This window comes from Caulobacter segnis (assembly GCF_029543125.1).
In the GTDB taxonomy this organism is placed as follows: Bacteria; Pseudomonadota; Alphaproteobacteria; order Caulobacterales; family Caulobacteraceae; genus Caulobacter; species Caulobacter segnis_D.
In genome coordinates, this window is sequence record NZ_JARQWW010000009.1 from 25,599 (window position 1) to 47,409 (window position 21,811).

Here is a 21,811-nt window from a genome sequence, read left to right on the forward strand (position 1 = left end):
CCGTTACTTCACAAGCCCGCGCCGGGCAACGCGGCTGTTAGACGTCACGGCGCGGCCTCAGATGGCGGTACAGCATGGACAGGCCCGCCAGAGCGCCCAACCCGATCAGCGGCAGGACCACGCGCGGCTCGATCAGCAGGCTCAGGCTCACCGGCCGTCCCTGCAGGAACAAGTGACCGAGGCCCGCCCCCATGCTGGCATAGACCAGCGAGCTCGGGGCCATGCCTAGGAAAGAGGCCGACAGGAATGTGCGCAGACGAATGCCCACCAGCCCCGCCGCCAGATTGATCACCAGCAGCGGAAAGGCCGGGATCAGGCGCAGGGTCAGCAGGTAGTGGAAGGCGTCCTTCTTGATGCCCTCCTCGATGCGCAGCAGGGTCGGCCCGGCGCGCTTCTGCATCATGCCGCCGAAGGCCGTGCGGCAGGCGGCGTAGATCACCGTCGACCCCACCGTCGCCCCTGTCACCGCCAGCAGCCCGCCCAGCCAGGTGCCGAACAGGAACCCGCCTGAAAGGGTCAGCAACAACGCCGCCGGCAGGGATAGGGAGACCACAATGATATAGGCCGACAGATAGATCGCGATGGCCGCCCCCGGACGCTGATCCACGAAGGCCGACAGATAGGCATGCCGCGCCTGAAGCTCCTCGATGGTCAGGTGCTTCCACAGGCCGCTGAAGTACACCGCCGCCGCCAGGACGGCGAGCAGGAGCGCCGGCGCGATCTTGGCCGCGACGAGCCAGGCGTTGTCGCGGCCAGCGGGTGTCATCGCGCGCCGACCGCCTCGGACACGGATGCGAAACCGTCAGCCCTCAGCCGCGCCGCCAGGTCATGGGCGATACGCACCACCAGCCCGGGCCCGGCATAGACCAGCGCCGAATAGAGCTGCACCGCCTGGGCGCCCGCGCGGATCTTGGCGTAGGCGTCGGCCCCTCCGCTGACGCCGCCGGCCCCGAGCAGGGCGATGCGGCCGCCGGCGGCCTGAAAGAACTCGCCCAGAACGGCGGTGGACTTCTGGGTCAGCGGCGCCCCGGACAGGCCGCCAGTCTCCGACGCCAGGGCGGACTTCAGCGTATCGGGCCGTGCGATGGTGGTGTTGGAGACGATGATCCCGTCCAGGCCGCTCGCCACGGCGGTCTCGACGATGGCCTCAACCTCGCCCTCCTCCAGATCGGGGGCGACCTTCAGGAAGACCGGAACATCGCCCTCCGGCGCCAGCGCCGCGCGACGCTCGGCCAGGCGGCCCAGCAATTCCTCCAGCGCCGCCTTGGTCTGCAGGGCGCGCAGGCCCGGCGTGTTGGGCGAGGAGATGTTGACTGTGAAATAGTCCGCCAGACCCCACAGGTGGGACAGGCCGGCCACATAGTCGGCGACCCGGTCCTCGGCGTCCTTGTTGGCCCCGATGTTGGCCCCGACCACGCCCCGGCGGCGGCGGTGCGACAGCCGCGCGGCGAAGGGCTCCAGCCCTTCGTTGTTGAAGCCCATGCGGTTGATCACCGCCTGGTCCTCGGTCAGGCGGAACAGGCGCGGGCGCGGGTTGCCGGCCTGGGCCAGAGGCGTGACCGTCCCCGCCTCCACGAAGCCGAAACCGGCGGCCAGCATGGCGTCCGGCACCTCGGCGTTCTTGTCGAAGCCAGCGGCCAAGCCGATGCAGTTAGGCAGCTCAAGGCCCGCCACGGTCGTCGCCAGGATCGGCAGGTTGATGCGGTTGCGCGGCCCAAGGCCCGCCTTCAGCCCCTTGATGGCGAGCCCATGCGCGTCCTCCGGATCGAAGAGGTGCATGGCGCGGGCGGCGAGGTCGTGAAAGTTCATACGGAAAGATCACCCAGTTGGGGGACGCCGTCGACGCCGAGAGGCGCGTCTCGCGACGCGGCCACCTCGTTCAACGCCAAGGCGCGGTAAAGGTGCGGGAACAGCGCGCCGCCCCGCGACGGCTCCCAGATCAATTGGTCGCCCAAGGCGTCGCCGTCGAGAGCCAGCAGGACCAGATCATCGCGGCCGGCGAAGTGCTTGGCCGCCGTCTCCTGCGCCTGATCTGCGGCGGAGAAGTGGATGTAGCCGTCGGCCAGATCGACCGCCGACCCCTTGAATTCGCCCGACGCCTGGAAAGCCGCCCATTCGTCGCGGCTCATGATCTTGAAGATCGGCGTCATTCAGCGCCCCGGCCGCCATGGTCGGCGGCGTAGAACAGGCCGTCCAGCTGCGGACGCCCCGCATCGTCGAAGCTGAAGGCGACGGCGGTGGCGGGGGGAAAGCGCATCTCCATCCGAGCGATCAGGGCGGGCGAAGCCGATCCGGCCTTCAGCAGGCCCACCGCCAGGTCCTGAAGGGTGGGATTGTGGCCGACCACCATCACCGTGTCGACGGACTGGTCCTCGGCGGCGGCGAGGACCGTCTGGCTGCTGGCGGCGTAGAAGTCCGAGCGGTTCTCGGTCCGCGCCGTGGTCAGGGATTCCCCGGCGGCGCTCCACGTCTCTTGCGCCCGGCGGGCCTCGGAGACCAGCGCCAAGTCCGGCGAAAAGCCCGCCTTGGCCAAGGCGTCGCCAATCAGAGCGGCGTCAACGCGGCCTTGCGGGGTGAGCGCGCGGTCAAAGTCGCCGCCGGTCGGACCGCGCCGTTCGGCCGCGCCGTGACGCATCAGAATAAGCCGTTCCATGCCGCCCCTCTTAGCCTTGCTCGCGACCCGCTCAAAGCGCCGGTTGACAGGCGTAGCGCCAAAAGGTCCAAGACCTCATGACGGCGGCGACGGCGACCATGAAAGAGGCGTTCTGCGGCGACGGCGGGACCTGGCGCTTCCCGGCCAGCCAGCCCTTGCAGCTCGATTCCGGCGGCCAGTTGGCCCCGCTGGAGGTCGCCTATCGCACCTACGGGAAACTGAACACCGATAAGTCGAACGCGGTCCTGGTCTGCCACGCCCTGACCGGCGACCAGCATTGCGCGGGCGAGCACCCGGTGTCGGGCAAGCCCGGCTGGTGGAACCGCCTCATCGGCCCCGGCCTGCCGCTCGATCCGGCGCGGCATTTCATCATCTGCTCGAACGTCATCGGCGGTTGCATGGGCTCAACAGGCCCGGCCTCGATCAATCCCGAGACCGGTCAGGCCTATGGCCTGTCGTTCCCTGTGATCACCATCGCCGACATGGTCCGCGCCCAGGCCATGCTGGTCGAGGCGCTGGGGGTCGAGACCCTGTTCGCCGTAGTCGGCGGCTCCATGGGCGGCATGCAGGTGCTGCAATGGGCGGCCGATTATCCGGAGAAGATCTTCTCCGCCGTGATCATCGCCTCGGCGGCTCGTCACTCGGCTCAGAATATCGCCTTCCACGAAGTCGGCCGCCAGGCGGTCATGGCCGATCCCGACTGGCGCGGCGGCTCCTACGCCCTGCACGGCGTGCGGCCGGAAAAGGGGCTGGCCGTGGCCCGCATGGCCGCGCACATCACCTATCTGTCCGAGCCGGCCCTGCAGCGGAAGTTCGGGCGGGAGCTGCAACGCGACGGCCTGTCCTGGGGCTTCGACGCCGACTTCCAGGTGGAGAGCTATCTGCGCCACCAGGGCGCCAGCTTCGTCGACCGCTTCGACGCCAACTCCTACCTCTACATCACCCGGGCCATGGACTATTTCGACCTGGCCCAGGGCCACGGCGGCATCCTGGCGGAGGCTTTCAAGCGCGCGCGCAACGTGCGCTTCTGCGTGCTGTCCTTCACCACCGACTGGCTCTACCCCACCGCCGAGAACCGCCACATCGTCCGGGCGCTGAACGCCGCCGGGGCGCGAGCCAGCTTCGTCGAAATCGAGAGCGACAAGGGTCATGACGCCTTCCTGCTGGACGAGCCGGTGATGAACGCGGCCCTGTCCGGCTTCATGGCGTCGGCCGACCAGGCGCGGGGGATTTCGTGAGGCCGGTGATCCGCGAGGACTTCAAGGAAATCCTGCGCCTGGTGCGCCCGGGCTCGCGCGTGCTCGACGTGGGCTGCGGCGAGGGCGAGTTGCTGGAGATCCTGGCCCAGGAAAAGCAGGTGGACGGCCGCGGGGTCGAGATCAGCCCCGAAGGCGTGGCCGCCGGCCTGTCGCGCGGCCTGGCCGTGGTGCAGGGCGACGCCGACCGCGACCTCGATCATTTCGCCGCCAAGGCCTTCGACTACGCGGTCCTGTCCCAGACCCTGCAGGCCGTGCGCAACCCGCGCCATGTGCTGAGCGAGCTGCTGCGGATCGCTGACCGGGCCATCGTGTCCTTCCCGAACTTCGGCCACTGGCGCGTGCGCTGGTCGCTGGTCAGCCGCGGGCGGATGCCGGAGACCCGCGCCCTGCCCGAGCCGTGGTGGTCGACGCCGAACATCCACCTTTGCACCCTGGCCGACTTCCTGACCCTGTGCGAGGACCTGGATCTGCGCATCGACGCCTGCGCCGCCCTCACCGAGGGGCGGCCTGCGCGCGCCATCGACCCGACCAGGCCGCTGGAGAACTGGCGGTCCGAAGCGGCGCTCTTTCTGCTCAGCCGGCGCGGAGAAGGCGCCGGCTCCACGGAACCTCAAGCGCCCAGGAACGATCTCTTCGGCGGATGAAACTTCGCCTTGTCACCTACAACGTCCACCGCTGCGTGGGCGTCGACCGCCGTCTCGACGTGGAGCGTGTCGCCGAGGTGATCGCCGCCCTGCGTCCCGACGTGGTGGCGTTGCAGGAGCTCGACGTCGGCCGCGCCCGCACGCGCGGCGTCGACCAGGCCCACAAGCTGGCTGAACTGCTGAAGATGAAGTCGCGCTTCCACCCGGCTATGAAGGTCGAGGAGGAGTTGTACGGCGACGCCATCCTCACCGCCCTGCCCGAACGCCTGATCCGCGCCGACTCCCTGCCCCAGTACAAGCGGGTGCCGGGGCTGGAGCCGCGCGGCGCGGTGTGGGTCGCCATCGACATCGGCGGCGGCCGCGAGCTGCAGGTGATCAACACCCACCTCGGCCTCATCCCCCGCGAGCAGCAGCGTCAGGCCGCCGCCCTCATCGACCACTGGCTGGCGGACGAACAGTTCACCGCCCCGGCCGTGCTGCTGGGCGATTTCAACGCCACGCCCTATTCCAAGACCTACCGCATGCTGCGCGCCGCCATGCGCGACGCCCAGGTGGGCCGCCCGCGCCCGCCGACGGCGACCTTCCCTTCGAACTTCCCGTTCATGCGGATCGACCACGTCTTCCTGGCCGGGGACATCAAGGTCTGCGCGATCGAGAGCCCCTATGACGCCCGCGCCCGCCAAGCCTCGGACCACCTGCCTCTGCTGGTGGAGCTGGAGCTGCCCTCGGCGGCCTAGTGGAAGTCCCGGCTGCGGACCATGCGGCCTGGGACACGGGGGCAGATCGTCTGTTCGCCCGGCTCGACCTTCAGCTCCGCCAGCCAGTCGGACAGATCGACGAAGCGTTCGGCCACCACATGGATGACGTTGCTCTCCTTCTGAATCTTGCCGTGGATGACCAGGAAGCCCGAGGTCATCACCGTGCGCCGGTTCTCCACGAACAGGCGCTGCCAGACCACCGCGTTCATGGGCCCGGTCTCGTCCTCCAGGGTCAGGAACGTGACGTTCTTGGCCGTGCCTGGGCGCTGGCGGATCAGGACCAGTCCGGCCACCATCACCCGCGCCCCGTCCCTCAAGTCATCCAGCCGCCCTGCCGGGGTGCAACCCATCCGCCGCAACCGTTCGCGGAAGAAGGCCAGGGGGTGATCCTTCAGGGACAGGCTGGTGGTGCGGTAGTCCTCCGCCACATGCTGGGTGTCGCTCATGGCCGGCAGGGCGGCCGCCGTCTCGAACAGCGGCAGGCCGGCCAGCAGCGGCGTCTCTCGCGGCGCGCGGATTTCCGGCGCCAGTCCCTTCACCGCCCATAGGGCCTGTCGCCGGTCCAGGCCGATAGAGCGGCAGGCGTCGGCTTCCGCGAGAAGTTCGAGCGACCGCCGCGATAGTCCGGCTTGGGCGAAGTGGGCGAGTTCGCTGGCGCCGCCCTTCACCCGCGCCTGCATCAGCAGCTCGGCCTCCGGCTTCTTGAACCCTCGAATCTGACGCAGGCCCAGCCGCACCGCCTTCAGGCGTGACCCCGGCTGGCTGGCGGTCTCCAGGGTGCAGTCCCAGTCGCTGGACAGGATGTCGGGCGGCCGCACCTCGACCTTGCCGTTGTCCCTGGCGTCCCGGACCAATTGCGCCGGTTGGTAGAAGCCCATGGGTTGGCTGTTGATCATCGCCGCGCAGAACACGTCCGGCCACCAGCATTTCAGCCAGGCCGAGGCGTAGACCAGGATCGCGAAACTGATCGCGTGGCTTTCAGGAAAGCCATACGAGCCGAAACCCTCGATCTGCTTGAAGCAACGCTCGGCGAACTCCCGCTCATACCCCCGATCCGTCATGCCGCCGATGAAGCGGTCACGGTGCTCGGCCAGGTCTCCGAGGTTCTTGAAGGTCGCCATGCAACGGCGAAGCTTGTTGGCTTCCACGTCCGTGAACTTGGCCGCCGTGATCGCCAGACGCATCGCCTGCTCCTGGAAGAGCGGCACGCCGAGCGTCTTCCCGAGTATGCTTTCGAGCTCGTCCTGAGGATGCTCCGGTCCAGGCTTTGGGTAGCTGACAGCTTCGATCTTCTGCCTGCGCTTCAGGTAGGGATGGACCATGTCCCCCTGGATCGGGCCAGGCCTTACGATCGCTACTTGGATGGCCAAGTCATAGAAATTTTCTGGCCGCAGGCGGGGCAGCATCGACATCTGCGCCCGGCTCTCCACCTGGAAGACGCCGATGGAGTCCGCCTTCTGCAGCATGGCGTAGACAGCCGGATCCGCTGAAGGAATCTGGGCGTGGTTCTCGATCAGCTGGCCGTACATCCGCAGGCAGTTCTCACGATGGTCTCGCGCCAACATGTCCAGCCCCCGCTTGATGGCGCTGAGCATGCCCAGAGCCAGGATATCGACCTTCATCAGCTTCAGGCTGTCGATGTCGTCCTTGTCCCATTCGATGAAGGTGCGGTCCTTCATAGCCGCCTTGCCGATCGGAACGATCTCGTCGAGGCGGCGCTGGGTCAGCACATACCCACCCACATGCTGCGACAGGTGGCGAGGGAACTTCAGTAACTGGGTCGCCAGACCGACGGCCCGCTGAATCTCTTCGTTTTCGGGATCAAGACCAGCCTGACGAATATGCGCTTCCGGCAGGCCGTCGCCCCAGCTGCCCCAGACGGTGTTGGCCAAGGCGGCGGTGATGTCCTCGGTCAGGCCGAGCGCCTTGCCCACCTGTCGGATCGCGCTGCGAGGGCGGTAGTGGATGACCGTGGCGCAGATGGCCGCCCGATGCCGCCCATAGCGCTCATAGACGTACTGCATGACCTGTTCGCGCCGCTCATGCTCGAAGTCGACGTCGATATCCGGCGGATCTCCACGCTCTTCCGACAGAAAGCGGGCGAACAATAGGTCCTGGTTCTCGATGGTGGGGTCCACCGCCGTGACACCGAGGCAGAAGCAGACAGACGAATTGGCCGCCGAACCTCGTCCCTGGCAGAGGATCGGATCGGGCCTCGTCCGCGCCCAGTTCACGATGTCATGGACGGTGAGGAAATAGTCCGGAACATCCATCTTCCGGATCAGCTTCAGTTCGTGTCGGAGGTTCTTCGCCACCTTGGTAGGCACGCCATTTGGGTAGCGCTTACGCGCGCCTTCGCAGGACAACTTGGTCAGGTGTCGGATCGCGGTGCTGCCGGGAGGGACAGGTTCGTCCGGATACTGGTAGCTGAGCTGGCTGAGATCGAACTCGACACGCTCGACCACCTCCTGGGTTCGCTCCACCGCCACCGGCCAGCGCTTGAACAAACGCTCCATTTCAGCGGGCGGCTTGAGGTGGCGTTCGGCGTTGGCTTCCAGACGAAACCCCGCCTCCTGGATCGTCGTCTTCTCGCGGATGCAGGTCATGACGTCGTGCAACGGACGCCGTTCCGGGCCGTGATACAGGACATCGCCAGTGGCGAGCAGCGGAGCGCGGAACGTCTGGGCCATCTCTGACAGGCGGGTGAGCCGCTTTACGTCCTGGGCCGCATAACCTCGCGACCCAGCCAGCCAGATGCTTCCACGAAAATCGCCCGCTGCGCGGGCCAGGTCGCGCTCAAAGGCTTCATCCAGATTCGAGGGCGGCACGACGATGACCAACTGTCCTTCGCCGTACTTCGTCAGGTCTGCCCAATCGAGGAAACACTCGCCCTTCTCGCCCCTCAACTGGCCTTCGGTCAGCAGGCGCGTGAGGCGACCATAGGCCTCGCGGTCACTCGGATAGATAAGCACGCTTGGCGAGCCGTCCCTGAAGTCGAGACGGCATCCGGTCAAAGCCCGGATCTTGTAGGCTTTCTCCTTGTCAGTAGCCTCGGTCCAGGCACGCACCACGCCGGCCAGGGTGTTGCGGTCAGTGATGCCCACAGCCGTCATGCCAAGAGCCTCGGCGCCGATCACCAACTCCTGAGGATGTGACGCCCCTCTCAAGAACGAGAAAGCGGTCGTCGTCTGCAGCTCCGCGTACCGGGTCATGCGAACAGCCCGTGCAGCCACCAGCGGGGCTTGGTCTCGCCGCCATAGAGACCGGCGCGGAAGATCCAGAACCGCGCGCCGGCTGTGTCCTCCACCCGGTAGTAATCGCGCACCCAGTCGCTGCCGACCTGATCCAGGGGCCGCCGCCACCACTCGTCCCCGATGCGCTCCGGTCCTTCGGCGCGGGTGACCGTGTGCATCCGTCCCCGCCACTGGAAACGGGAGGGCGGATTGTCGGGAAGCAGGGCCATGGCCTCGATCGGCTCGGGCTGGCGGAACAGGCGCACCGGGCGCGGCTTGTCGGGGTCCCAGCCCTCGGTCAGGTCGGACAGGGCCTCGCCCCGGCGCACGGCGCGTTCGGGCACATGACTCTGCACGGGGATGGCGCGGAACACCCGCCCCTCGCCCAGGCGCGCGGTCAGGCGGTCGACCAGGGCGGCGACGCCTTCCTGGGCCAGGGCCTCGGCGTCATCGTCCAGGCGCGACTGCCGCTCGGACAGGGTCTCCACCTCTTCGGCGCACAGGGTCGCCACCTCGATGCCGAAGCCGGGATCAACCTCGCCCAGCTTGGGCTTCAGCAGGCGGGCGACGGGCGCCGCCGCCCGGCCGAGGCGCGACAGGCCGGCGCTGACGGTGAAGGCCCGGCCATCCAGCCGATGGAAGGTCAGGATGAACCGCCGCGCGCCCTGCCCCCGCGCCGCCAGCCGCTGGGCCATGGCGGCCAGGATGTCGTCCGTGACCCGCTCCAGATCTTCCAGCGCGCTGATCGGCTCGGCGAAGGCCAGCCGCTCGAACCACGGCGTGGGCGGACGACGGAAAGCGAGGGCCTCCTCTAGTCCGCCCAGCGCCTGATCCAAACGCAGCATCAGCCCCATGCCGAACCGGCGGGCCAGGGCGGCGCGCGGCTGGTCCATGATCTTGCCGACCCTGGTCAGACCCAGGCGGGGAAGCTGGGCGGCGGCGGCTTCATCCAGGCGCAGGGCGGCGATGGGCAGGGGGCGCAGGGCGTCAGCCTGCTTTCCGGGCGGGACCGTCACGACCCGCGCGCGCCCGAACCGCGCCAGAGCCCAGGCCGCTCCGGCCGTGTCCGCAACGGCGGCGCGGGCGGGAATGGCGTTGGCCGCCAGGCGCGCGATGAGGTCAGAGGCCATGGCCGCCTCCCCGTCCCAAAGATGAGAGACCCCAGTGATGTCCAGAAACAGCCCGTCCAGTCCATCGACCGCCACCGCCGGCGAGAACCGCACGCACCAGTCGCACAGCGCCTCCAGCGCCGCCGCGTCACCGTCCGGATCGTAGTCGACGCTGTCCAACTCCGGCACGAGCGCCGCGGCGTCGGCGGCCTTCTGTCCGGCGAAAAGACCAAGGGACACGGCCGTTCGATCGACCGCCGCCAGCTTACGCGTGCCCGCCTCCGACTGGATAAGAACCAGGGGACGAGGCTTCTCCTCCCCCCGCCCCCGCTTCGCAGGGGAGGAGAGATCAAGCCCGGCGGCGTTCTTCCGGCGCCAGGTGGTGATCGGCCAGTTCGGACACCACAGCGAAAGGATGCGCGGCATCTTCGTCCTCCCTCTGCTGCAGAAGCCATTCGCCGGGCCGCCCGCCCCGGCTGCGTTCGAGCGCCACCCGCCATCGCGCGGGGCCCAAGCCCCAGGCCGCCGCCTCGGTCGGCGCCGGGCCTATCCGCCAGCGGGTGGCCGAGGCCGAGCCTGACGGCTCCGCCTTGCCCCGCGCCGGACCGCCGAAAGGCTTGCGGCGAATGACGAAGCCCGTCGCCCCGCGCCGCTCGCAGGCCAGCTGCAGCCGCCGCCCGGCCCGCAGATCCGGCGCCTCCACCTCTCCCACCGCCGCGACGACGCCGACGGAGCCAAGGGCGTCTTCCAAGGCGGCGAGAGCCTCAGCCTCGTCACGGACGCAGACCTGGATCAGGCGGTCGACAGGAAAGCCCAGGTTGGACAGGCCCGGCGCGTGCAGGTCGTCGCGCCGCAGGACCCAGACCACCTCCCCCTTCCTGGCCAAAGCCCCGACCATCAGGGCCGTGAAGCCGGCCGCGCAGGCGGCGGTCTCTGTCTCCAGCCCCTCGCCCCCCACCTCATGCCAGCGGCCCAGCGGCAGGCCGCCATGAGGGAAGCAGCCGTCGATGCGCGCATCCCCGAACGGCAGGACGGGACTCAGAGTCCGAGTCCCCGCCTCCAGGGCGGCGATCTGGCCCTTCAAGGCCGAAAGCCGCGCGGCGCGCGAACCGGACATGTGGTCGATCCCGTGCTTATGTTCTTATTTTGTTCTAACTCTATCGAGACCCGGAGTCCAGCCTGATCGCACACGGCTCAGGTGTGTAAGACTGGCCGCAGATTCTGATTCTCCGAGCCCCGTCATGAAGCCCGCGATCATCTTCCAGCCTGGCATGGTGGGCGACATCTTCTTCATCCAGAAGATCGCCAAGGCCTACGCCGCCGAGGGTCGGCGCGTGATCATGCCGGTGCTGCAGAAGCACGCCTGGGTCTATGACGCCCTGGTCATGCCGGACAACATAGAGACCCCTATCCTGGAGGAGGCGTTCGACTTCCGGGACGAGGTCATGTTCCTGTCGGACAAGATCGCCCTGACCCCGATCGAAGGACCGAACTACACCTACCTGTCGCTGTTCTTCAGCTGGCGATACGCCCCCAAGCTGACCATGGAGCTGAAGTACAAGGTCGCCGGGATCGAGTTCGACGACTGGGCCGATCATGTGGAGCTCAAGCGCGACCTGGCGAAGGAAGAGGCGCTATTCCGCCACCTGGGCCTGGACGACGGCGTCCCCTACGCCCTGATCAACGAGAACTGCTCCACCCGCACCATACCCTTCCCGCACCGCGCGCCGGAGAAGGAGGTCCGGCTCCAGCAGGTCGAGGGCTACACCCTGTTCGACTGGTGTACGGTGATCGAACGGGCCGCGCGCATCGCCTCGGTCGACACCTCGCTGGTGCTGCTGGTCGAGGTGCTGAAGATCCGCGACAAGCCCCTGCACGTGGTGTCGCGCTACGAGCCGCCCAGCTTCCGCGAGCTGGAGAACATCCTGAAGCTCGACTGGCGCTTCTACTTCCTGGCCGAGCATCTGGCCTACGCTTAAAGGAGCCTACGCCTAGGCCGGAAGCTTCCTGCGCAGGGCGACGGCGATCGCCACGCCGATGACGGCGCCGATGCCCACCACGTCGGCCAGCAGGTCAGCCCATTCCGCGTCCCGGTCGAAGAGCGGGATAGACTGCAAGATCTCGATCAGCCCGCCGAAGGCCAGCATCAGCACGGCCACCCGCCACAGCTTCATCTTCGGGAAGGCCAGCAGGGCCATGCCCGTCAGGACGAAGAAGGTCAGGCCGTGCAGGGCCTTGTCCCACGGGATGAGCGAGCCGGGGCCGTCCGGCGGGCCGAGGGCCTGCCAGACGACCACGACGCAGGCGGCCGCGAACAGCCCCTTGAACAGGATCGCCGCCGCCTTCCACATCGCGCTTAGAACCGCAGGGCCCGGGCTTCCTTCACGTGCGGAAGGGCCTGGATCTTGGTCAGCAGCGCGTCGTCGGGAGCCTGATCGACACCGACCAGGGCGATGGCGTCGTCGCCCGCGCCCACGCGGCCCAGGTTGAAGGTGGCGATGTTGACGCCCGCCTCGCCCAGCAGACCGCCCAGCGCCCCAATGAAGCCCGGCTTGTCCAGGTTGTTGACGTAGAGCATGGCCGGCGAGAAGGCCGCGTCCAGCTCCATGCCCTTGACCTCGACGATGCGCGGGGCGCCGCCGACCACGATGCCGGCGAAGCTGCGCTTGCCCTTCTCGGTGGTGATGGTCACGCGCATCAGGCTGTCATAGGTCGGGCTGACTTCCTGGCGGCTTTCGGAGACGGTGATGCCGCGCTCCTTGGCCACGGCCGGCGCGGAGACCATGTTGATCTCGGCCAGCATCGGCTTGAGGATTCCCGACAGGGCGGCCGAGGTCATGGGCTTCACGTTCAGGGCCGCCACGTCGCCCTCATAGGCGATGTCGATGGCCTTGATGCCGAAGTCGACCATCTGGCCGGCCAGGGCGCCGATCTTCTCCGCCAGGGCCACGTACGGCTTCAGCTTCGGCGCTTCCTCGGCGGTGATCGACGGGCTGTTCAGGGCGTTGGTGACGGCGCCGGTGAGCAGGTAATCGCTCATCTGCTCGGCCACCTGCAGGGCGACGTTCTCCTGCGCCTCGTTGGTGCTGGCGCCCAGGTGCGGGGTGGCCACGACCTTGTCCGACCCGAACAGCGGGTTTTCCTTGGCCGGCTCGGTGACGAACACGTCGAAGGCGGCGCCGCCCACATGGCCATCGTCCAGCAGCTTGCGCAGGGCGACCTCGTCAACCAGGCCGCCGCGGGCGCAGTTGACGATCAGCACGCCCTTCTTGGTCTTGGCCAGAGCTTCCGCCGAAAGGATGTTGCGGGTCTTGTCGGTCAGCGGCGTGTGCAGGGTGATGACATCGGCGCGCGCCAGCAGGTCTTCCAGTTCCACCTTCTCGACGCCGATCTCCACGGCGCGTTCCGGCGACAGGAACGGGTCATAGGCGATGACCTTCATCTTCAGGCCCAGGGCGCGGTCGGCGACGATGCCGCCGATGTTGCCGGCGCCGATCAGGCCGAGCGTCTTGGCGTAAAGCTCCACGCCCATGAAGCGGTTCTTCTCCCACTTGCCGGCCTGGGTGCTGGCGTCGGCGGCGGGAAGCTGGCGGGCCAGGGCGAACATCATGGCGATGGCGTGCTCGGCCGTGGTGATCGAGTTGCCAAACGGGGTGTTCATCACCACCACGCCCTTTGCGGTGGCGGCCGGGATGTCGACGTTGTCGACGCCGATCCCGGCGCGGGCGATGACCTGCAGCTTGTTGGCGGCGGCGATGACGTCCTTGTCGAGCTTGGCGCCCGAGCGGATGGCGATGCCGTCATAGTCGCCGATCACGGCGATCAGCTCGTCTTTCGACAGGCCGGTCTTGATGTCGAAATCGACGCCGCGGTTCTTGAAGATGTCGACGGCGGCGGGGCTCAGCTTGTCAGCGATGAGGACGCGGGGAGCGGTCATGGTTCGGATTCCTTGCGGAGAATGGTGAGAAGCCCCCTCCGGCCCTCCGGGCCACCTCCCCCAAGAGGGGAGGATCGTTCGGGCGAGATGCTCCCCCACTGGGGGGAGCTGTCGCGAAGCGACTGAGGGGGTTCGAGGTTCTGTGCTTAGGCGGCGGCCAGTTCGGCCGAGACCGTGGCGAAGGCCCAGTCGAGCCAGGGCGTGAGCGCCTCCACGTCGGAGGTCTCAACCGTGGCGCCGCACCAGATGCGCAGGCCGGCCGGCGCATCGCGATAGCCGCCGATGTCCAGGGCCGCGCCTTCCTTCTCCAGGACGGAGGCCAGCTTCTTGGCGAAGTCGGCCTGGGCGTCGTCGGACAGGGCGGCGATCTTGGGATCGACCACCTTCAGGCACACCGAAGTGTTGGAGCGGATCGAGGCGTCCTCCGCCAGGAAGTCCACCCACGGGGTCTTGGCCACCCAGCGGGTCAGGGCCGCCAGGTTTTCGTCGGCGCGGCGCTGCATCTCTTCCAGGCCGCCGATGGACGAGGCCCATTTCAGGGCGTCCACCGCGTCCTCGACGCAGAGCATCGACGGCGTGTTGATGGTCGCGCCCTCGAAAATGTCGAGGCTGACCTTTCCGCCCTTGGTCATGCGGAACAGCTTCGGCATCGGCCAGGCGGGAACGTAGCTCTCAAGCCGGGCGACGGCGCGCGGACCGAGGATCAGGACGCCGTGCGCGCCCTCCCCGCCCAGAGCCTTCTGCCAGGAGAAGGTGACCACATCGAGCTTCGTCCAGTCCAACTTCTGGGCGAAGGCGGCGCTGGTGGCGTCGCAGATGGTGATGCCTTCACGATCGGCCGAGATAAAATCGGCGTTCGGCACGCGCACGCCAGAGGTCGTGCCGTTCCAGGTGAAGACGAGATCGGCGTCGGGGCGGACCTTCGAGGTGTCCGGCAGCTTGCCGTACGGGGCGTCCAACACCTCCACGTTCGGCAGCTTCAGTTGCTTGGTGACGTCCGTGACCCAGTCCTTGCCGAAGGATTCGAAGGCCATCAGTTGCACCGGGCGAGCGCCCAGCATCGACCACATCGCCATCTCGACGGCGCCGGTGTCCGAACCGGGGACGATGCCGATCAGGAAGTCCGCCGGGACCTCCAGCACCTCGCGGGTGCGGTCGATGGCTTCCTTCAGACGCGCCTTGCCCAGCTTCGAGCGGTGCGAGCGGCCGAGGACGGCGTTTGCGAGATTTTCGGAGTTCCAGCCGGGGCGCTTGGCGCAGGGGCCGGAAGAGAATTCGGGGCGCGCGGGGCGCACAGCCGGTTTCGCCGCGGGTGCGGTCGTGGTCGTCATAGCGATGTCTCCCATCCTTACAGATGAGCAGCGCTCCGTTGGGAGAGCGTGGCCCGTCGCCGAAGAACCGCATATCGGCCTGGCGCGCAAGGAGAGATTTTCTGGAGAGGCGTTACGCCGCTCTGCGGCGCATGGCGTCGATGGTGCCGATGACGATGGCGGCCAGGATGCCGATGGTGACGAGATTGTTGACCAGCGAGTAGGTCATGTCATGGCCCAGATCGCCGACGAAGTAATAGGCGTGCAAGCTGAACTGAACGCCTTGCAGCAGCATGGCGACGCCTAGCCAGGCTCTTCCGTAGCACACGGCGAGGAACAGGAAGGCCGCCGCCAGGACGCCATCCAGGACCAGCAGCGTGGTCGGCACCGCCCCCGCGGGCGACACAACATGGACCAGCACAGCCAGCAGGCCGCCAACAATGACGGATAAGCTTCCGAGGCGCTCAGGCATCTGCCCCTTCACCCATGCGAAAGCCACGACCACAAGAAGACCGGCCCATAGCAAGGTTATGGAAAGAACAGGCGACATGCCCGGACCCTAGCTCAAGTCTAGAGTCCGGGAAGTTAAAGTCACGCAATGTTGGCTTTTCAGCTCGCTTGACGGCGCGCCTCGCGCACGGACGCGGCCGAGGCTTCTTTCATCTCAAAGCCCGCCAGCTTGGTGCGGATGCCCAGGCGCAGCTTCGTCTCGCCGAGCACGCCGTGCGCCTCGACCATGGCGGTCCGGGCCGCGCCGAGTGCGGCGATGGCTTCCACCAGCTTGGCGCTGGCCTGATCGCCGACCACCGCCGAAACACCCAGTTCTTTCCGAGCCTTAAGCATCTCGGACATCATTTCGGACGCTTCCACCATCGCCGCGTCGATGGCGTTTTCCGTCGCGAAAAGCTTGTTCGCCACGCGTTGAGCCACGAATGCTTTTTCCACAGTCGCCTCCGTTGTTAAGGACGAAGCAGAAGGTAAATGAAATCTTAACGCACAGCCAAGCTTAATAACGCCTGTAGACGTTTTATTAACCATGCTCGCGCGCGGATTGAGCGAGCGCACGCTGGAAGCGAAGCGTTAGGGAAGATCAGCCATGCTGATTTCAAGTCTTCTCATGCGTGTGCGAGTTCTATGAGCAGCGACGGCCGGTCCAACTCCCGTTCGACCCATGCGACCCTGCAAGGCCGGATCGCGGCGGCGGCGCTCGTCACCACGGTGTGCGTGCTCGCGGCTGCCTGCCTGACCTTCCTGTTCCAGAAGACTGCCTCCACCAACGAGGCCCGGCGCCGCAATCACGAAATCCTGGCGCAGATCATCGCCTCGGACGCCGCGCCCGCGATCCTCGGCGGCGACCGCGCCGCCGCCCGACACACGCTCGGCATCGTCTCGAACGCCCCCAAGGTGACCGTGGCCCTCCTTCGCGACGCCCAGGGCCGGATCATCGCCTCGCACGGCGACCTTATGACCGGCGAGACCATGTCGGTCTCCGCGCCGGTGAAATCAAACGGCCGCACGGTCGGCCGGGTTGAGCTGCATCGCGCCAAGCCGCCCGTGCTGGAGGCCACGCCCCAGGACATCGCCCTGATCGGCGCGTTGTTCTTCGGCTCCGCGGGCTTCGCCCTGTTGCTCGCCAACGGCTTGGCCCGCCGCATCAGCGCCCCCATGGAGCGGCTGTCGCACGCCATGCGCGCCATCGCCGCCAGCGGCCGCTTCGAACCGGTGAACGAGACGGCCCGCGACGACGTGGTCCACAACCTGACGCGCAGCTTCAACGATCTGCTCGGCCAGCTCGGCGCCAACGACCGCACGCTTCGCCGCACCATGCGCGAACTGGTCCAGGCCCGCGACGACGCCGAAGCCGCCAACCGCATGAAGTCGCACTTCCTGTCCAATATGAGCCACGAGATCCGCACGCCTCTGAACGGCGTTCTGGCCATGGCTGAAGTGATGGCCATGGGCGAGCTGAGCCCGATCCAGCAGGAGCGTCTGACGGTGATCCGGCGCTCGGGCGAGATGCTGCTGTCCGTGCTGAACGACGTGCTCGACCTGTCGAAGATCGAGGCTGGCCGCCTGAAGCTGGCCAATGAGGCGTTCGACCTGCGCGATCTGGTCTGGACCGCCGCCGATCCCTACGCCATCGCCGCCGCCGACAAGGGCCTGGCCTTCGACGTTCACGTGGAGGAGCCGGCGATGGGCCGCTGGATGGGCGATCCCGCCCGGGTCGGCCAGATCGTCGCCGCCCTGCTGTCCAACGCCGTGAAGTTCACCGACGCCGGCGCCGTGCGCACGCGCCTGTCGATCTGCGAGGACGGCGCGCTCGAGCTGTCCGTCACCGACACCGGCGTGGGCATTTCCGAAGCCCAGCGCCTGCGGCTGTTCGAGCGCTTCGTGCAGGCCGACGATTCGACAACCCGCCAGTTCGGCGGTCTGGGCCTGGGCCTGACCCTGGCGCGCGAGCTGGCCGAGGCCATGAAGGGCGCCATTCGCGTGGAAAGCCGCCTCGGTGAAGGCGCGTGTTTTATCGTTCGCCTGCCGTTGGAGCGCGCCCAGGCCGAAACGCCGGGTGACAGCAAGGTGGTCGTTCCGACCCGCGCCCTGCGCGTGCTGGCCGCCGACGACAACACCACCAACCAGAAGGTCATCACCGCCATCCTGGCTCCGCTCGGGGTGACGCTCGACATCGTCAACGACGGCAAGGCCGCCATCGAGGCCTGCGAACAGGTGGACTACGACCTCGTCCTGCTCGACATCCACATGCCGGTGCTGGACGGGCTGGACGCCGCCCGCGCCATCCGCGAGGCCGAAACCCGCGCCGGCCGCGGCCGCACTCCGATCCTGGCCGTGACCGCCGACGCCTCCGACCAGCAGCGCCAGGCCTATCTGGCCGCCGGCATGGACGGGCACGTGGCCAAGCCGATCGAAGTGGCCAAGCTGTACGAAGCCATCGACCGCGCCGCCTCCGGCGAGCTGACCGTCAAGGCCGCCTGAGGCGCATCGCGCCGTTCACCAACCTGAACACAACACAACGAGCGGCTCAGAACCGTTTCAGGCTCCGCGTGTTTTCCTCTCCCCAACGTCGTCATTCCCGACGACGCGAAGTTTCGAGAGGAACCGAGCCATGAAGAAGATCCTGATTCCGATCGTCGCGGTGTCGGCCCTGGCCGCCACGACCGCTCCTGCCCTGGCCCAAGGCTGGCAGTCGATCAACCATCGTCAGGCCAACATTGACCGCCGCATCGACCAAGGCGTCCGCAACGGCCAGATCACCCGCAACGAGGCCTATCGCCTGCGCGCGGAGTTCCGCGACCTGAACCGTCTGGAGGACCGCTATCGCCGCAACGGCCTGAGCAATTGGGAGCGCGCCGATCTTGACCGCCGCTTCGACCGCCTGGCCGCCGCCGTCCGCTATGAGCGCCGCGACGGCGACCGTTACGGCTACGGCTACGGCGACCGCCGCTGGTAAGTCCTGAGGTCGGCCGGCCGCTGCTCCTCCAGCGGCCGGCATGATCTTCACAACGACCCCGGTCGGCGCTTTCGCCGGCCGGGGTTTTGTCGTTTAAGGCCGCATGACCTACGAACGGCACCACGGCGGCTATGTCGTCAGCGACGATCAGGCCCGCTTCGATCTCGACCGCGCCCAACAGTGGATCGGCGGGGAAAGCTACTGGGCGCAGGGCATCCCCCGCTCCACGCTGGAGAAGGCGGTCCGCAACAGCCTGACCTTCGGCGTCTTCGCCGCGTCAGGCCAGATGGCGGCCATGGCGCGAGTGGTGACCGACCGCGCCACATTCGCCTGGCTGTGCGACGTGTTCGTGGATGAGCGGCACCGGGGACATGGCTTGGGGAAGGCGATCATGCAGGCCTTCACCGAACACCCGGATCTGCAGGGCCTGCGCCGCAAGCACCTGGCCACCGCCGACGCCCATGGCCTCTACGCCCAATACGGCTTCAAGCCGCTGGACGGCGTCGATCGCTGGATGGAGATCGTCGACAAGGACGTCTACCGCCGCGGTTAGAGCTCTTTGGTGGACGCGCGTTACGCGGCGAAACCGCTCACACTTTCGCCCAAGGCGCTTAGTCCTCGTTCTCGATCACCTTCAACTCGGGCCAACGGACGACGGCGGAGCGCACGGCCTTGGCCCAGCCCGCCGCCTTGGGGCGTGAGGGGTTGGGGCGCAGGACCATGTCGAACATGTCCTCCAGGCCGAAGGGAGCGATTATCGTCATCGACCCGTCCGACTCCAGCCGCGCGCCGACGGCGAAGGCTGGGGCCACGAAGCGGGTCAGGGCCTCGGCCGCATTCGGCAGGGGCGTGAAGGGCTCCTTGAACCGCCCCTCGAACCACAGATGCACGCGCGCCTGGTTGCGCACCTCGACCATGCTGCGGAGCGGTTCGTCGAAGGCCGAAGCCGCCAGACGGATCACCGCGTCCTCCGCCTCGTAGGACAGGTCCGTGGGGTCGAAATAGCCCAGGTCGTAGTCCTTGATCCCGTAGTCGGCCGCGCGGCCGGTCAGGTGGTTCCAGACCGGCTGATAGATCGCGCCGGAGAAGACCAGCCAGTCAGGCAGGTCCAGGGTGCGAGCAGTCTCCATCACCTGCATCAGTTGCGGCGCGGCGCGTAGGATGGTCTCCAGCCGAGCCTTGAGTTCGTTGTTGCTCATCGCCGCACCGTCCATCCGTGATCCAGGGGCCCATGGCCGGCGCCGAAGCCGGGCGCGCGCAGCATGGCTTCGTGGACGTAGTTCCAGGCGCGGGCCACCGACTCCACCAAGGTCATCCCCTGGGCCAGCCCGGTCGCGCAGGCGGAGGCGAGCGTGCAGCCCGTGCCGTGGGTGTGGCGGGTCTCGATCCGCTCGCCCTCGAACACCGTCTCGGCGTCGCGTGTGATCAGCAGGTCCACCACCCGCTCGCCGTCGATATGGCCGCCCTTCATCAGCACCGCCTGGGCGCCCATCTCCAGCAGCGCCTCGCCCGCCCGGCGGAGGTCGTCGGTGGTCTCCACCGTCAGGCCGGTGAGAGTCGCCGCCTCCGGCGCGTTGGGCGTCAACAGGGCAGCGCGCGGGACCAGCAGATGGCGCACCGCCTCCACCGCCTCCATGGGCAGTAAGGCCGCCCCGCCCTTGGCGATCATCACCGGATCGACCACGGCGGGCGCGCCGCCGGCGGTCAGGATTAGGCGGGTCACCGCCTGCACCGTCTCCACATCACCCAGCATGCCGGTCTTCAGGGCGTCGGCGCCGATGTCATCCAGCACGGCGCGGCCCTGAGCCTCGATCACCTCCACCGGGACCGGATGCACGCCGCTGACGCCCAAGGTGTTCTGCACGGTGATGGCGGTGATCGCCGTGGCCGCGTAGCCGCCCAGGGCCGTGACCGTCTTGATGTCGGCCTGGATGCCCGCCCCGCCGCCGGAATCGGATCCGGCGATGATCAGGACGCGGCCCTTATTGGGGTTCGCGGGGGTGTCGGAAGTGCTCATGCCCGTTTTCTAGCCGCAGGCGGCCAAGCTGTCTTCCTTGCTGGGCCAAGCCTCGACAAGACCCGCGAGTCCATCAGAACCTCCGGCTGCATTTCTAGGGGACCTGCAATGACCATCTTCACCACCAGCCGCCGCGGCCTGCTGGCCGGCGCGCTTGGCCTCGCCCTGACGCAACCCGCCTTCGCCGCCGAGGCCGCAGCCGACGCCACCGTGACCATCCCTGTCCAGGGCCGCGAGGTCAGCATCAGCCTGTGGAAGCCGGCCGCGCCCAAGGGGGTGATCCTGTTCTCGCACGGCGCCGGCTCCTGGCCCTGGCGCTACCAAGAATTGCTCAGCCAGTGGCGCGACGCCGGCTTCCTGGTGGTCGCGCCCCTGCACATGGATTCCCAGAAACACCCCAACCGCCAGACTGATCTGAAGGCGGCCCTGGGTCTGCGCGTGGCCGACATGGTGGTGGCCGGCACCCTGGCCGACAAGTTCGCTCCTGGCCTGCCGCGCGGGGCGGCGGGACATTCCTACGGCGCCCTGGGCGCCATGATCGCCGGCGGCGCGCTGGAGCCCATGATTCCGGCCCGGGACAAGCAGGTGAAGGCGGTGGTCGCCATCTCCTCCCCCGGGGTCATTCCCGGCCTGATCGCGCCCAATGCCTATCAGAGCCTGGCCGTCCCATCGCTGACCATCACCGGCGACGCCGATGTGGTGCCGCACTTCGTCACCGATCCCAAGGACCACCTGCGCGCCTTCGAGACGGCTCCGGCTGGCGCCCGCTACGCCATGGTGGTCAAGGGCGGGACCCACGACCTGATCGGCCTCGACTTCGCCACCCATCCCGGCGCGGCCGAGGCGGCGGCGGTCAGCACCGAATTCCTGAAGGCCGAAATTCTCGGCGACGCGACGGCCGCGGCGGCGCTGAAAGCCCGCAAGTCGAGCGATCTGGCGGAGTTTCTAACGCGCTAGAGTGGACGGGCGGCGCTGCCTCGATCAGCGCTGCCCCAAGCTTAAGACGTCCTCTTTCGAGAAGGCGCGAGGTCGATGGCGATGTGCGCCAGCACGGCGGCCAGTCCGATCATAGCGCCAAGACTCACAATCGTGGAAACTTCAAAAATGCCCGGTGCGATCTGCTTGAGCGTCGGATCGAAGGGCAGCCTCTGGATCGTGTCCGCCATATGGAAGCTGTTCAGGCCGCCGATGAGCAGGCCGACCACCGGCCCCGCAATGCGGAGGTTGGCGATCAGGCTTCGCCAGGGACGGCCTGCCTCCTCTCTGAGAGAAAACGGGATGGCGACGAAGATCAGCGGAAACGTCGCCAGCAGAGCGATCAAGGCGACTTTCTGGGGCGCAGCTGCATTCGTGAAAATGGCGAAAAGCATCTAGCTCACCGTCCAACTCGATGAGCCAGGTTACACTTGTAATCCTCGCCGTCAA

At 67.7% G+C, this 21,811-nt stretch carries 23 protein-coding genes; 8 read left to right on the top strand and 15 right to left on the bottom strand.

What is annotated here, in order from left to right; all coding sequences use genetic code 11:
- Nucleotides 1–37 precede the first annotated feature (37 nt).
- Genes P7B02_RS19315 through P7B02_RS19330 form a run of 4 tightly spaced genes read right to left on the bottom strand, consistent with a single transcriptional unit; the run spans nucleotide 38 to nucleotide 2,653 of the window.
- The gene (locus P7B02_RS19315; protein WP_277787997.1) at nucleotides 38–766 is read right to left on the bottom strand and encodes a TVP38/TMEM64 family protein; all 729 of its coding nucleotides are present in this window, start codon (nucleotides 764–766) and stop codon (nucleotides 38–40) included.
- Nucleotides 763–1,809 (bottom strand): quinone-dependent dihydroorotate dehydrogenase, encoded by a 1,047-nt coding sequence (locus P7B02_RS19320; protein ID WP_277787998.1) that lies wholly within the window; start codon nucleotides 1,807–1,809, stop codon nucleotides 763–765. Before P7B02_RS19320 ends, P7B02_RS19315 begins: the two co-directional genes overlap by 4 nt.
- Nucleotides 1,806–2,150 (bottom strand): DUF952 domain-containing protein, encoded by a 345-nt coding sequence (locus P7B02_RS19325; protein WP_277787999.1) that lies wholly within the window; start codon nucleotides 2,148–2,150, stop codon nucleotides 1,806–1,808. The genes P7B02_RS19320 and P7B02_RS19325 overlap by 4 nt, the downstream gene beginning before the upstream one ends.
- The gene (locus P7B02_RS19330; RefSeq protein WP_277788000.1) at nucleotides 2,147–2,653 is read right to left on the bottom strand and encodes a SixA phosphatase family protein; all 507 of its coding nucleotides are present in this window, start codon (nucleotides 2,651–2,653) and stop codon (nucleotides 2,147–2,149) included. The genes P7B02_RS19325 and P7B02_RS19330 overlap by 4 nt, the downstream gene beginning before the upstream one ends.
- A gap of 98 nt (nucleotides 2,654–2,751) precedes the next feature.
- Between P7B02_RS19330 and metX the strand changes: the two genes are divergently transcribed.
- Genes metX through P7B02_RS19345 form a run of 3 tightly spaced genes read left to right on the top strand, consistent with a single transcriptional unit; the run spans nucleotide 2,752 to nucleotide 5,293 of the window.
- A complete protein-coding gene (metX, locus tag P7B02_RS19335; protein ID WP_277788039.1) occupies nucleotides 2,752–3,891 on the top strand; it encodes a homoserine O-acetyltransferase MetX in 1,140 nt (379 codons plus the stop codon).
- Nucleotides 3,888–4,556, top strand: coding sequence for a methionine biosynthesis protein MetW (metW, locus tag P7B02_RS19340; RefSeq protein WP_277788001.1), 669 nt, complete (start codon nucleotides 3,888–3,890; stop codon nucleotides 4,554–4,556). Before metX ends, metW begins: the two co-directional genes overlap by 4 nt.
- On the top strand, nucleotides 4,553–5,293 hold the full coding sequence (locus P7B02_RS19345; RefSeq protein ID WP_277788002.1) for an endonuclease/exonuclease/phosphatase family protein: 741 nt from the start codon (nucleotides 4,553–4,555) through the stop codon (nucleotides 5,291–5,293). Before metW ends, P7B02_RS19345 begins: the two co-directional genes overlap by 4 nt.
- Here P7B02_RS19345 and P7B02_RS19350 read toward each other — a convergent pair.
- Genes P7B02_RS19350 through P7B02_RS19360 form a run of 3 tightly spaced genes read right to left on the bottom strand, consistent with a single transcriptional unit; the run spans nucleotide 5,290 to nucleotide 10,773 of the window.
- Complete coding sequence (locus tag P7B02_RS19350; RefSeq protein WP_277788003.1) at nucleotides 5,290–8,526, bottom strand: error-prone DNA polymerase; 3,237 nt, start codon at nucleotides 8,524–8,526, stop codon at nucleotides 5,290–5,292. The two genes, P7B02_RS19345 and P7B02_RS19350, sit on opposite strands and share 4 nt — an antisense overlap.
- On the bottom strand, nucleotides 8,523–10,082 hold the full coding sequence (locus P7B02_RS19355; RefSeq protein ID WP_277788004.1) for a DNA polymerase Y family protein: 1,560 nt from the start codon (nucleotides 10,080–10,082) through the stop codon (nucleotides 8,523–8,525). Before P7B02_RS19355 ends, P7B02_RS19350 begins: the two co-directional genes overlap by 4 nt.
- Nucleotides 10,006–10,773 carry an ImuA family protein gene (locus P7B02_RS19360; protein WP_277788005.1) on the bottom strand — a complete coding sequence of 256 codons (768 nt, stop codon included), beginning with the start codon at nucleotides 10,771–10,773 and terminating at the stop codon, nucleotides 10,006–10,008. Before P7B02_RS19360 ends, P7B02_RS19355 begins: the two co-directional genes overlap by 77 nt.
- Nucleotides 10,774–10,897: 124 nt before the next feature.
- Here P7B02_RS19360 and P7B02_RS19365 point away from each other — a divergent pair, with 124 nt between their 5' ends.
- Nucleotides 10,898–11,635, top strand: a complete 738-nt coding sequence (locus tag P7B02_RS19365) for a hypothetical protein (protein ID WP_277788006.1) — start codon at nucleotides 10,898–10,900, stop codon at nucleotides 11,633–11,635.
- 12 nt (nucleotides 11,636–11,647) lie between these two features.
- Here P7B02_RS19365 and P7B02_RS19370 read toward each other — a convergent pair whose 3' ends face one another.
- The 5 genes from P7B02_RS19370 to P7B02_RS19390 all read right to left on the bottom strand — a co-directional run bounded on the left by P7B02_RS19370 (nucleotide 11,648) and on the right by P7B02_RS19390 (nucleotide 15,941).
- Nucleotides 11,648–12,007, bottom strand: coding sequence for a hypothetical protein (locus P7B02_RS19370; protein ID WP_277788007.1), 360 nt, complete (start codon nucleotides 12,005–12,007; stop codon nucleotides 11,648–11,650).
- Between the two features lie 5 nt (nucleotides 12,008–12,012).
- Entirely contained in the window at nucleotides 12,013–13,593 is a 1,581-nt protein-coding gene (gene serA, locus P7B02_RS19375; protein ID WP_277788008.1) for a phosphoglycerate dehydrogenase, read from the bottom strand.
- Between the two features lie 146 nt (nucleotides 13,594–13,739).
- Nucleotides 13,740–14,924, bottom strand: coding sequence for a phosphoserine transaminase (locus P7B02_RS19380; RefSeq protein WP_277788009.1), 1,185 nt, complete (start codon nucleotides 14,922–14,924; stop codon nucleotides 13,740–13,742).
- A gap of 112 nt (nucleotides 14,925–15,036) precedes the next feature.
- Nucleotides 15,037–15,375 (bottom strand): hypothetical protein, encoded by a 339-nt coding sequence (locus P7B02_RS19385; RefSeq protein WP_277788010.1) that lies wholly within the window; start codon nucleotides 15,373–15,375, stop codon nucleotides 15,037–15,039.
- 137 nt (nucleotides 15,376–15,512) lie between these two features.
- Entirely contained in the window at nucleotides 15,513–15,941 is a 429-nt protein-coding gene (locus P7B02_RS19390) for a hypothetical protein (protein ID WP_347276669.1), read from the bottom strand.
- 96 nt (nucleotides 15,942–16,037) lie between these two features.
- Here P7B02_RS19390 and P7B02_RS19395 point away from each other — a divergent pair, with 96 nt between their 5' ends.
- From P7B02_RS19395 to P7B02_RS19405, 3 genes are all read left to right on the top strand, one after another.
- On the top strand, nucleotides 16,038–17,894 hold the full coding sequence (locus P7B02_RS19395) for an ATP-binding protein (RefSeq protein ID WP_277788011.1): 1,857 nt from the start codon (nucleotides 16,038–16,040) through the stop codon (nucleotides 17,892–17,894).
- A gap of 130 nt (nucleotides 17,895–18,024) precedes the next feature.
- Nucleotides 18,025–18,369: a hypothetical protein gene (locus tag P7B02_RS19400; protein WP_277788012.1), complete on the top strand. Its 345-nt coding sequence runs from the start codon at nucleotides 18,025–18,027 to the stop codon at nucleotides 18,367–18,369.
- 103 nt (nucleotides 18,370–18,472) lie between these two features.
- Nucleotides 18,473–18,922 (top strand): GNAT family N-acetyltransferase, encoded by a 450-nt coding sequence (locus tag P7B02_RS19405; RefSeq protein WP_277788013.1) that lies wholly within the window; start codon nucleotides 18,473–18,475, stop codon nucleotides 18,920–18,922.
- A 58-nt stretch (nucleotides 18,923–18,980) separates the two neighbouring features.
- Here P7B02_RS19405 and P7B02_RS19410 read toward each other — a convergent pair whose 3' ends face one another.
- Together P7B02_RS19410 and thiD are read right to left on the bottom strand one after the other, a co-directional pair.
- Nucleotides 18,981–19,568 (bottom strand): nucleotidyltransferase family protein, encoded by a 588-nt coding sequence (locus P7B02_RS19410; protein WP_277788014.1) that lies wholly within the window; start codon nucleotides 19,566–19,568, stop codon nucleotides 18,981–18,983.
- A complete protein-coding gene (thiD, locus tag P7B02_RS19415) occupies nucleotides 19,565–20,386 on the bottom strand; it encodes a bifunctional hydroxymethylpyrimidine kinase/phosphomethylpyrimidine kinase (RefSeq protein ID WP_277788015.1) in 822 nt (273 codons plus the stop codon). Before thiD ends, P7B02_RS19410 begins: the two co-directional genes overlap by 4 nt.
- 108 nt (nucleotides 20,387–20,494) lie before the next feature.
- On the opposite strand from thiD, the gene P7B02_RS19420 reads away from it, so the two are divergent.
- Nucleotides 20,495–21,343, top strand: coding sequence for an alpha/beta hydrolase family protein (locus P7B02_RS19420; RefSeq protein WP_277788016.1), 849 nt, complete (start codon nucleotides 20,495–20,497; stop codon nucleotides 21,341–21,343).
- 41 nt (nucleotides 21,344–21,384) lie between these two features.
- On the opposite strand, the gene P7B02_RS19425 is transcribed toward P7B02_RS19420, so the two are convergent.
- A complete protein-coding gene (locus tag P7B02_RS19425) occupies nucleotides 21,385–21,708 on the bottom strand; it encodes a hypothetical protein (protein WP_277788017.1) in 324 nt (107 codons plus the stop codon).
- Between the last annotated feature and the right edge of the window lie 103 nt (nucleotides 21,709–21,811).

What these genes read in the sequence shown, in the direction of transcription:
- P7B02_RS19330 (WP_277788000.1), bottom strand. Translation starts at nt 2,653, where the DNA reads ATGGAACGGCTTATTCTGATGCGTCACGGCGCGGCCGAACGGCGCGGT.
- P7B02_RS19420 (WP_277788016.1), top strand. Translation starts at nt 20,495, where the DNA reads ATGACCATCTTCACCACCAGCCGCCGCGGCCTGCTGGCCGGCGCGCTT.
- metX (WP_277788039.1), top strand. Translation starts at nt 2,752, where the DNA reads ATGAAAGAGGCGTTCTGCGGCGACGGCGGGACCTGGCGCTTCCCGGCC.
- P7B02_RS19380 (WP_277788009.1), bottom strand. Translation starts at nt 14,924, where the DNA reads ATGACGACCACGACCGCACCCGCGGCGAAACCGGCTGTGCGCCCCGCG.
- P7B02_RS19370 (WP_277788007.1), bottom strand. Translation starts at nt 12,007, where the DNA reads ATGTGGAAGGCGGCGGCGATCCTGTTCAAGGGGCTGTTCGCGGCCGCC.
- P7B02_RS19325 (WP_277787999.1), bottom strand. Translation starts at nt 2,150, where the DNA reads ATGACGCCGATCTTCAAGATCATGAGCCGCGACGAATGGGCGGCTTTC.
- thiD (WP_277788015.1), bottom strand. Translation starts at nt 20,386, where the DNA reads ATGAGCACTTCCGACACCCCCGCGAACCCCAATAAGGGCCGCGTCCTG.
- P7B02_RS19410 (WP_277788014.1), bottom strand. Translation starts at nt 19,568, where the DNA reads ATGAGCAACAACGAACTCAAGGCTCGGCTGGAGACCATCCTACGCGCC.
- P7B02_RS19315 (WP_277787997.1), bottom strand. Translation starts at nt 766, where the DNA reads ATGACACCCGCTGGCCGCGACAACGCCTGGCTCGTCGCGGCCAAGATC.
- P7B02_RS19345 (WP_277788002.1), top strand. Translation starts at nt 4,553, where the DNA reads ATGAAACTTCGCCTTGTCACCTACAACGTCCACCGCTGCGTGGGCGTC.
- P7B02_RS19320 (WP_277787998.1), bottom strand. Translation starts at nt 1,809, where the DNA reads ATGAACTTTCACGACCTCGCCGCCCGCGCCATGCACCTCTTCGATCCG.
- P7B02_RS19395 (WP_277788011.1), top strand. Translation starts at nt 16,038, where the DNA reads ATGAGCAGCGACGGCCGGTCCAACTCCCGTTCGACCCATGCGACCCTG.
- P7B02_RS19350 (WP_277788003.1), bottom strand. Translation starts at nt 8,526, where the DNA reads ATGACCCGGTACGCGGAGCTGCAGACGACGACCGCTTTCTCGTTCTTG.
- P7B02_RS19355 (WP_277788004.1), bottom strand. Translation starts at nt 10,082, where the DNA reads ATGCCGCGCATCCTTTCGCTGTGGTGTCCGAACTGGCCGATCACCACC.
- P7B02_RS19400 (WP_277788012.1), top strand. Translation starts at nt 18,025, where the DNA reads ATGAAGAAGATCCTGATTCCGATCGTCGCGGTGTCGGCCCTGGCCGCC.
- P7B02_RS19385 (WP_277788010.1), bottom strand. Translation starts at nt 15,375, where the DNA reads ATGCCTGAGCGCCTCGGAAGCTTATCCGTCATTGTTGGCGGCCTGCTG.
- serA (WP_277788008.1), bottom strand. Translation starts at nt 13,593, where the DNA reads ATGACCGCTCCCCGCGTCCTCATCGCTGACAAGCTGAGCCCCGCCGCC.
- P7B02_RS19360 (WP_277788005.1), bottom strand. Translation starts at nt 10,773, where the DNA reads ATGTCCGGTTCGCGCGCCGCGCGGCTTTCGGCCTTGAAGGGCCAGATC.
- P7B02_RS19365 (WP_277788006.1), top strand. Translation starts at nt 10,898, where the DNA reads ATGAAGCCCGCGATCATCTTCCAGCCTGGCATGGTGGGCGACATCTTC.
- P7B02_RS19390 (WP_347276669.1), bottom strand. Translation starts at nt 15,941, where the DNA reads ATGGTTAATAAAACGTCTACAGGCGTTATTAAGCTTGGCTGTGCGTTA.
- P7B02_RS19405 (WP_277788013.1), top strand. Translation starts at nt 18,473, where the DNA reads ATGACCTACGAACGGCACCACGGCGGCTATGTCGTCAGCGACGATCAG.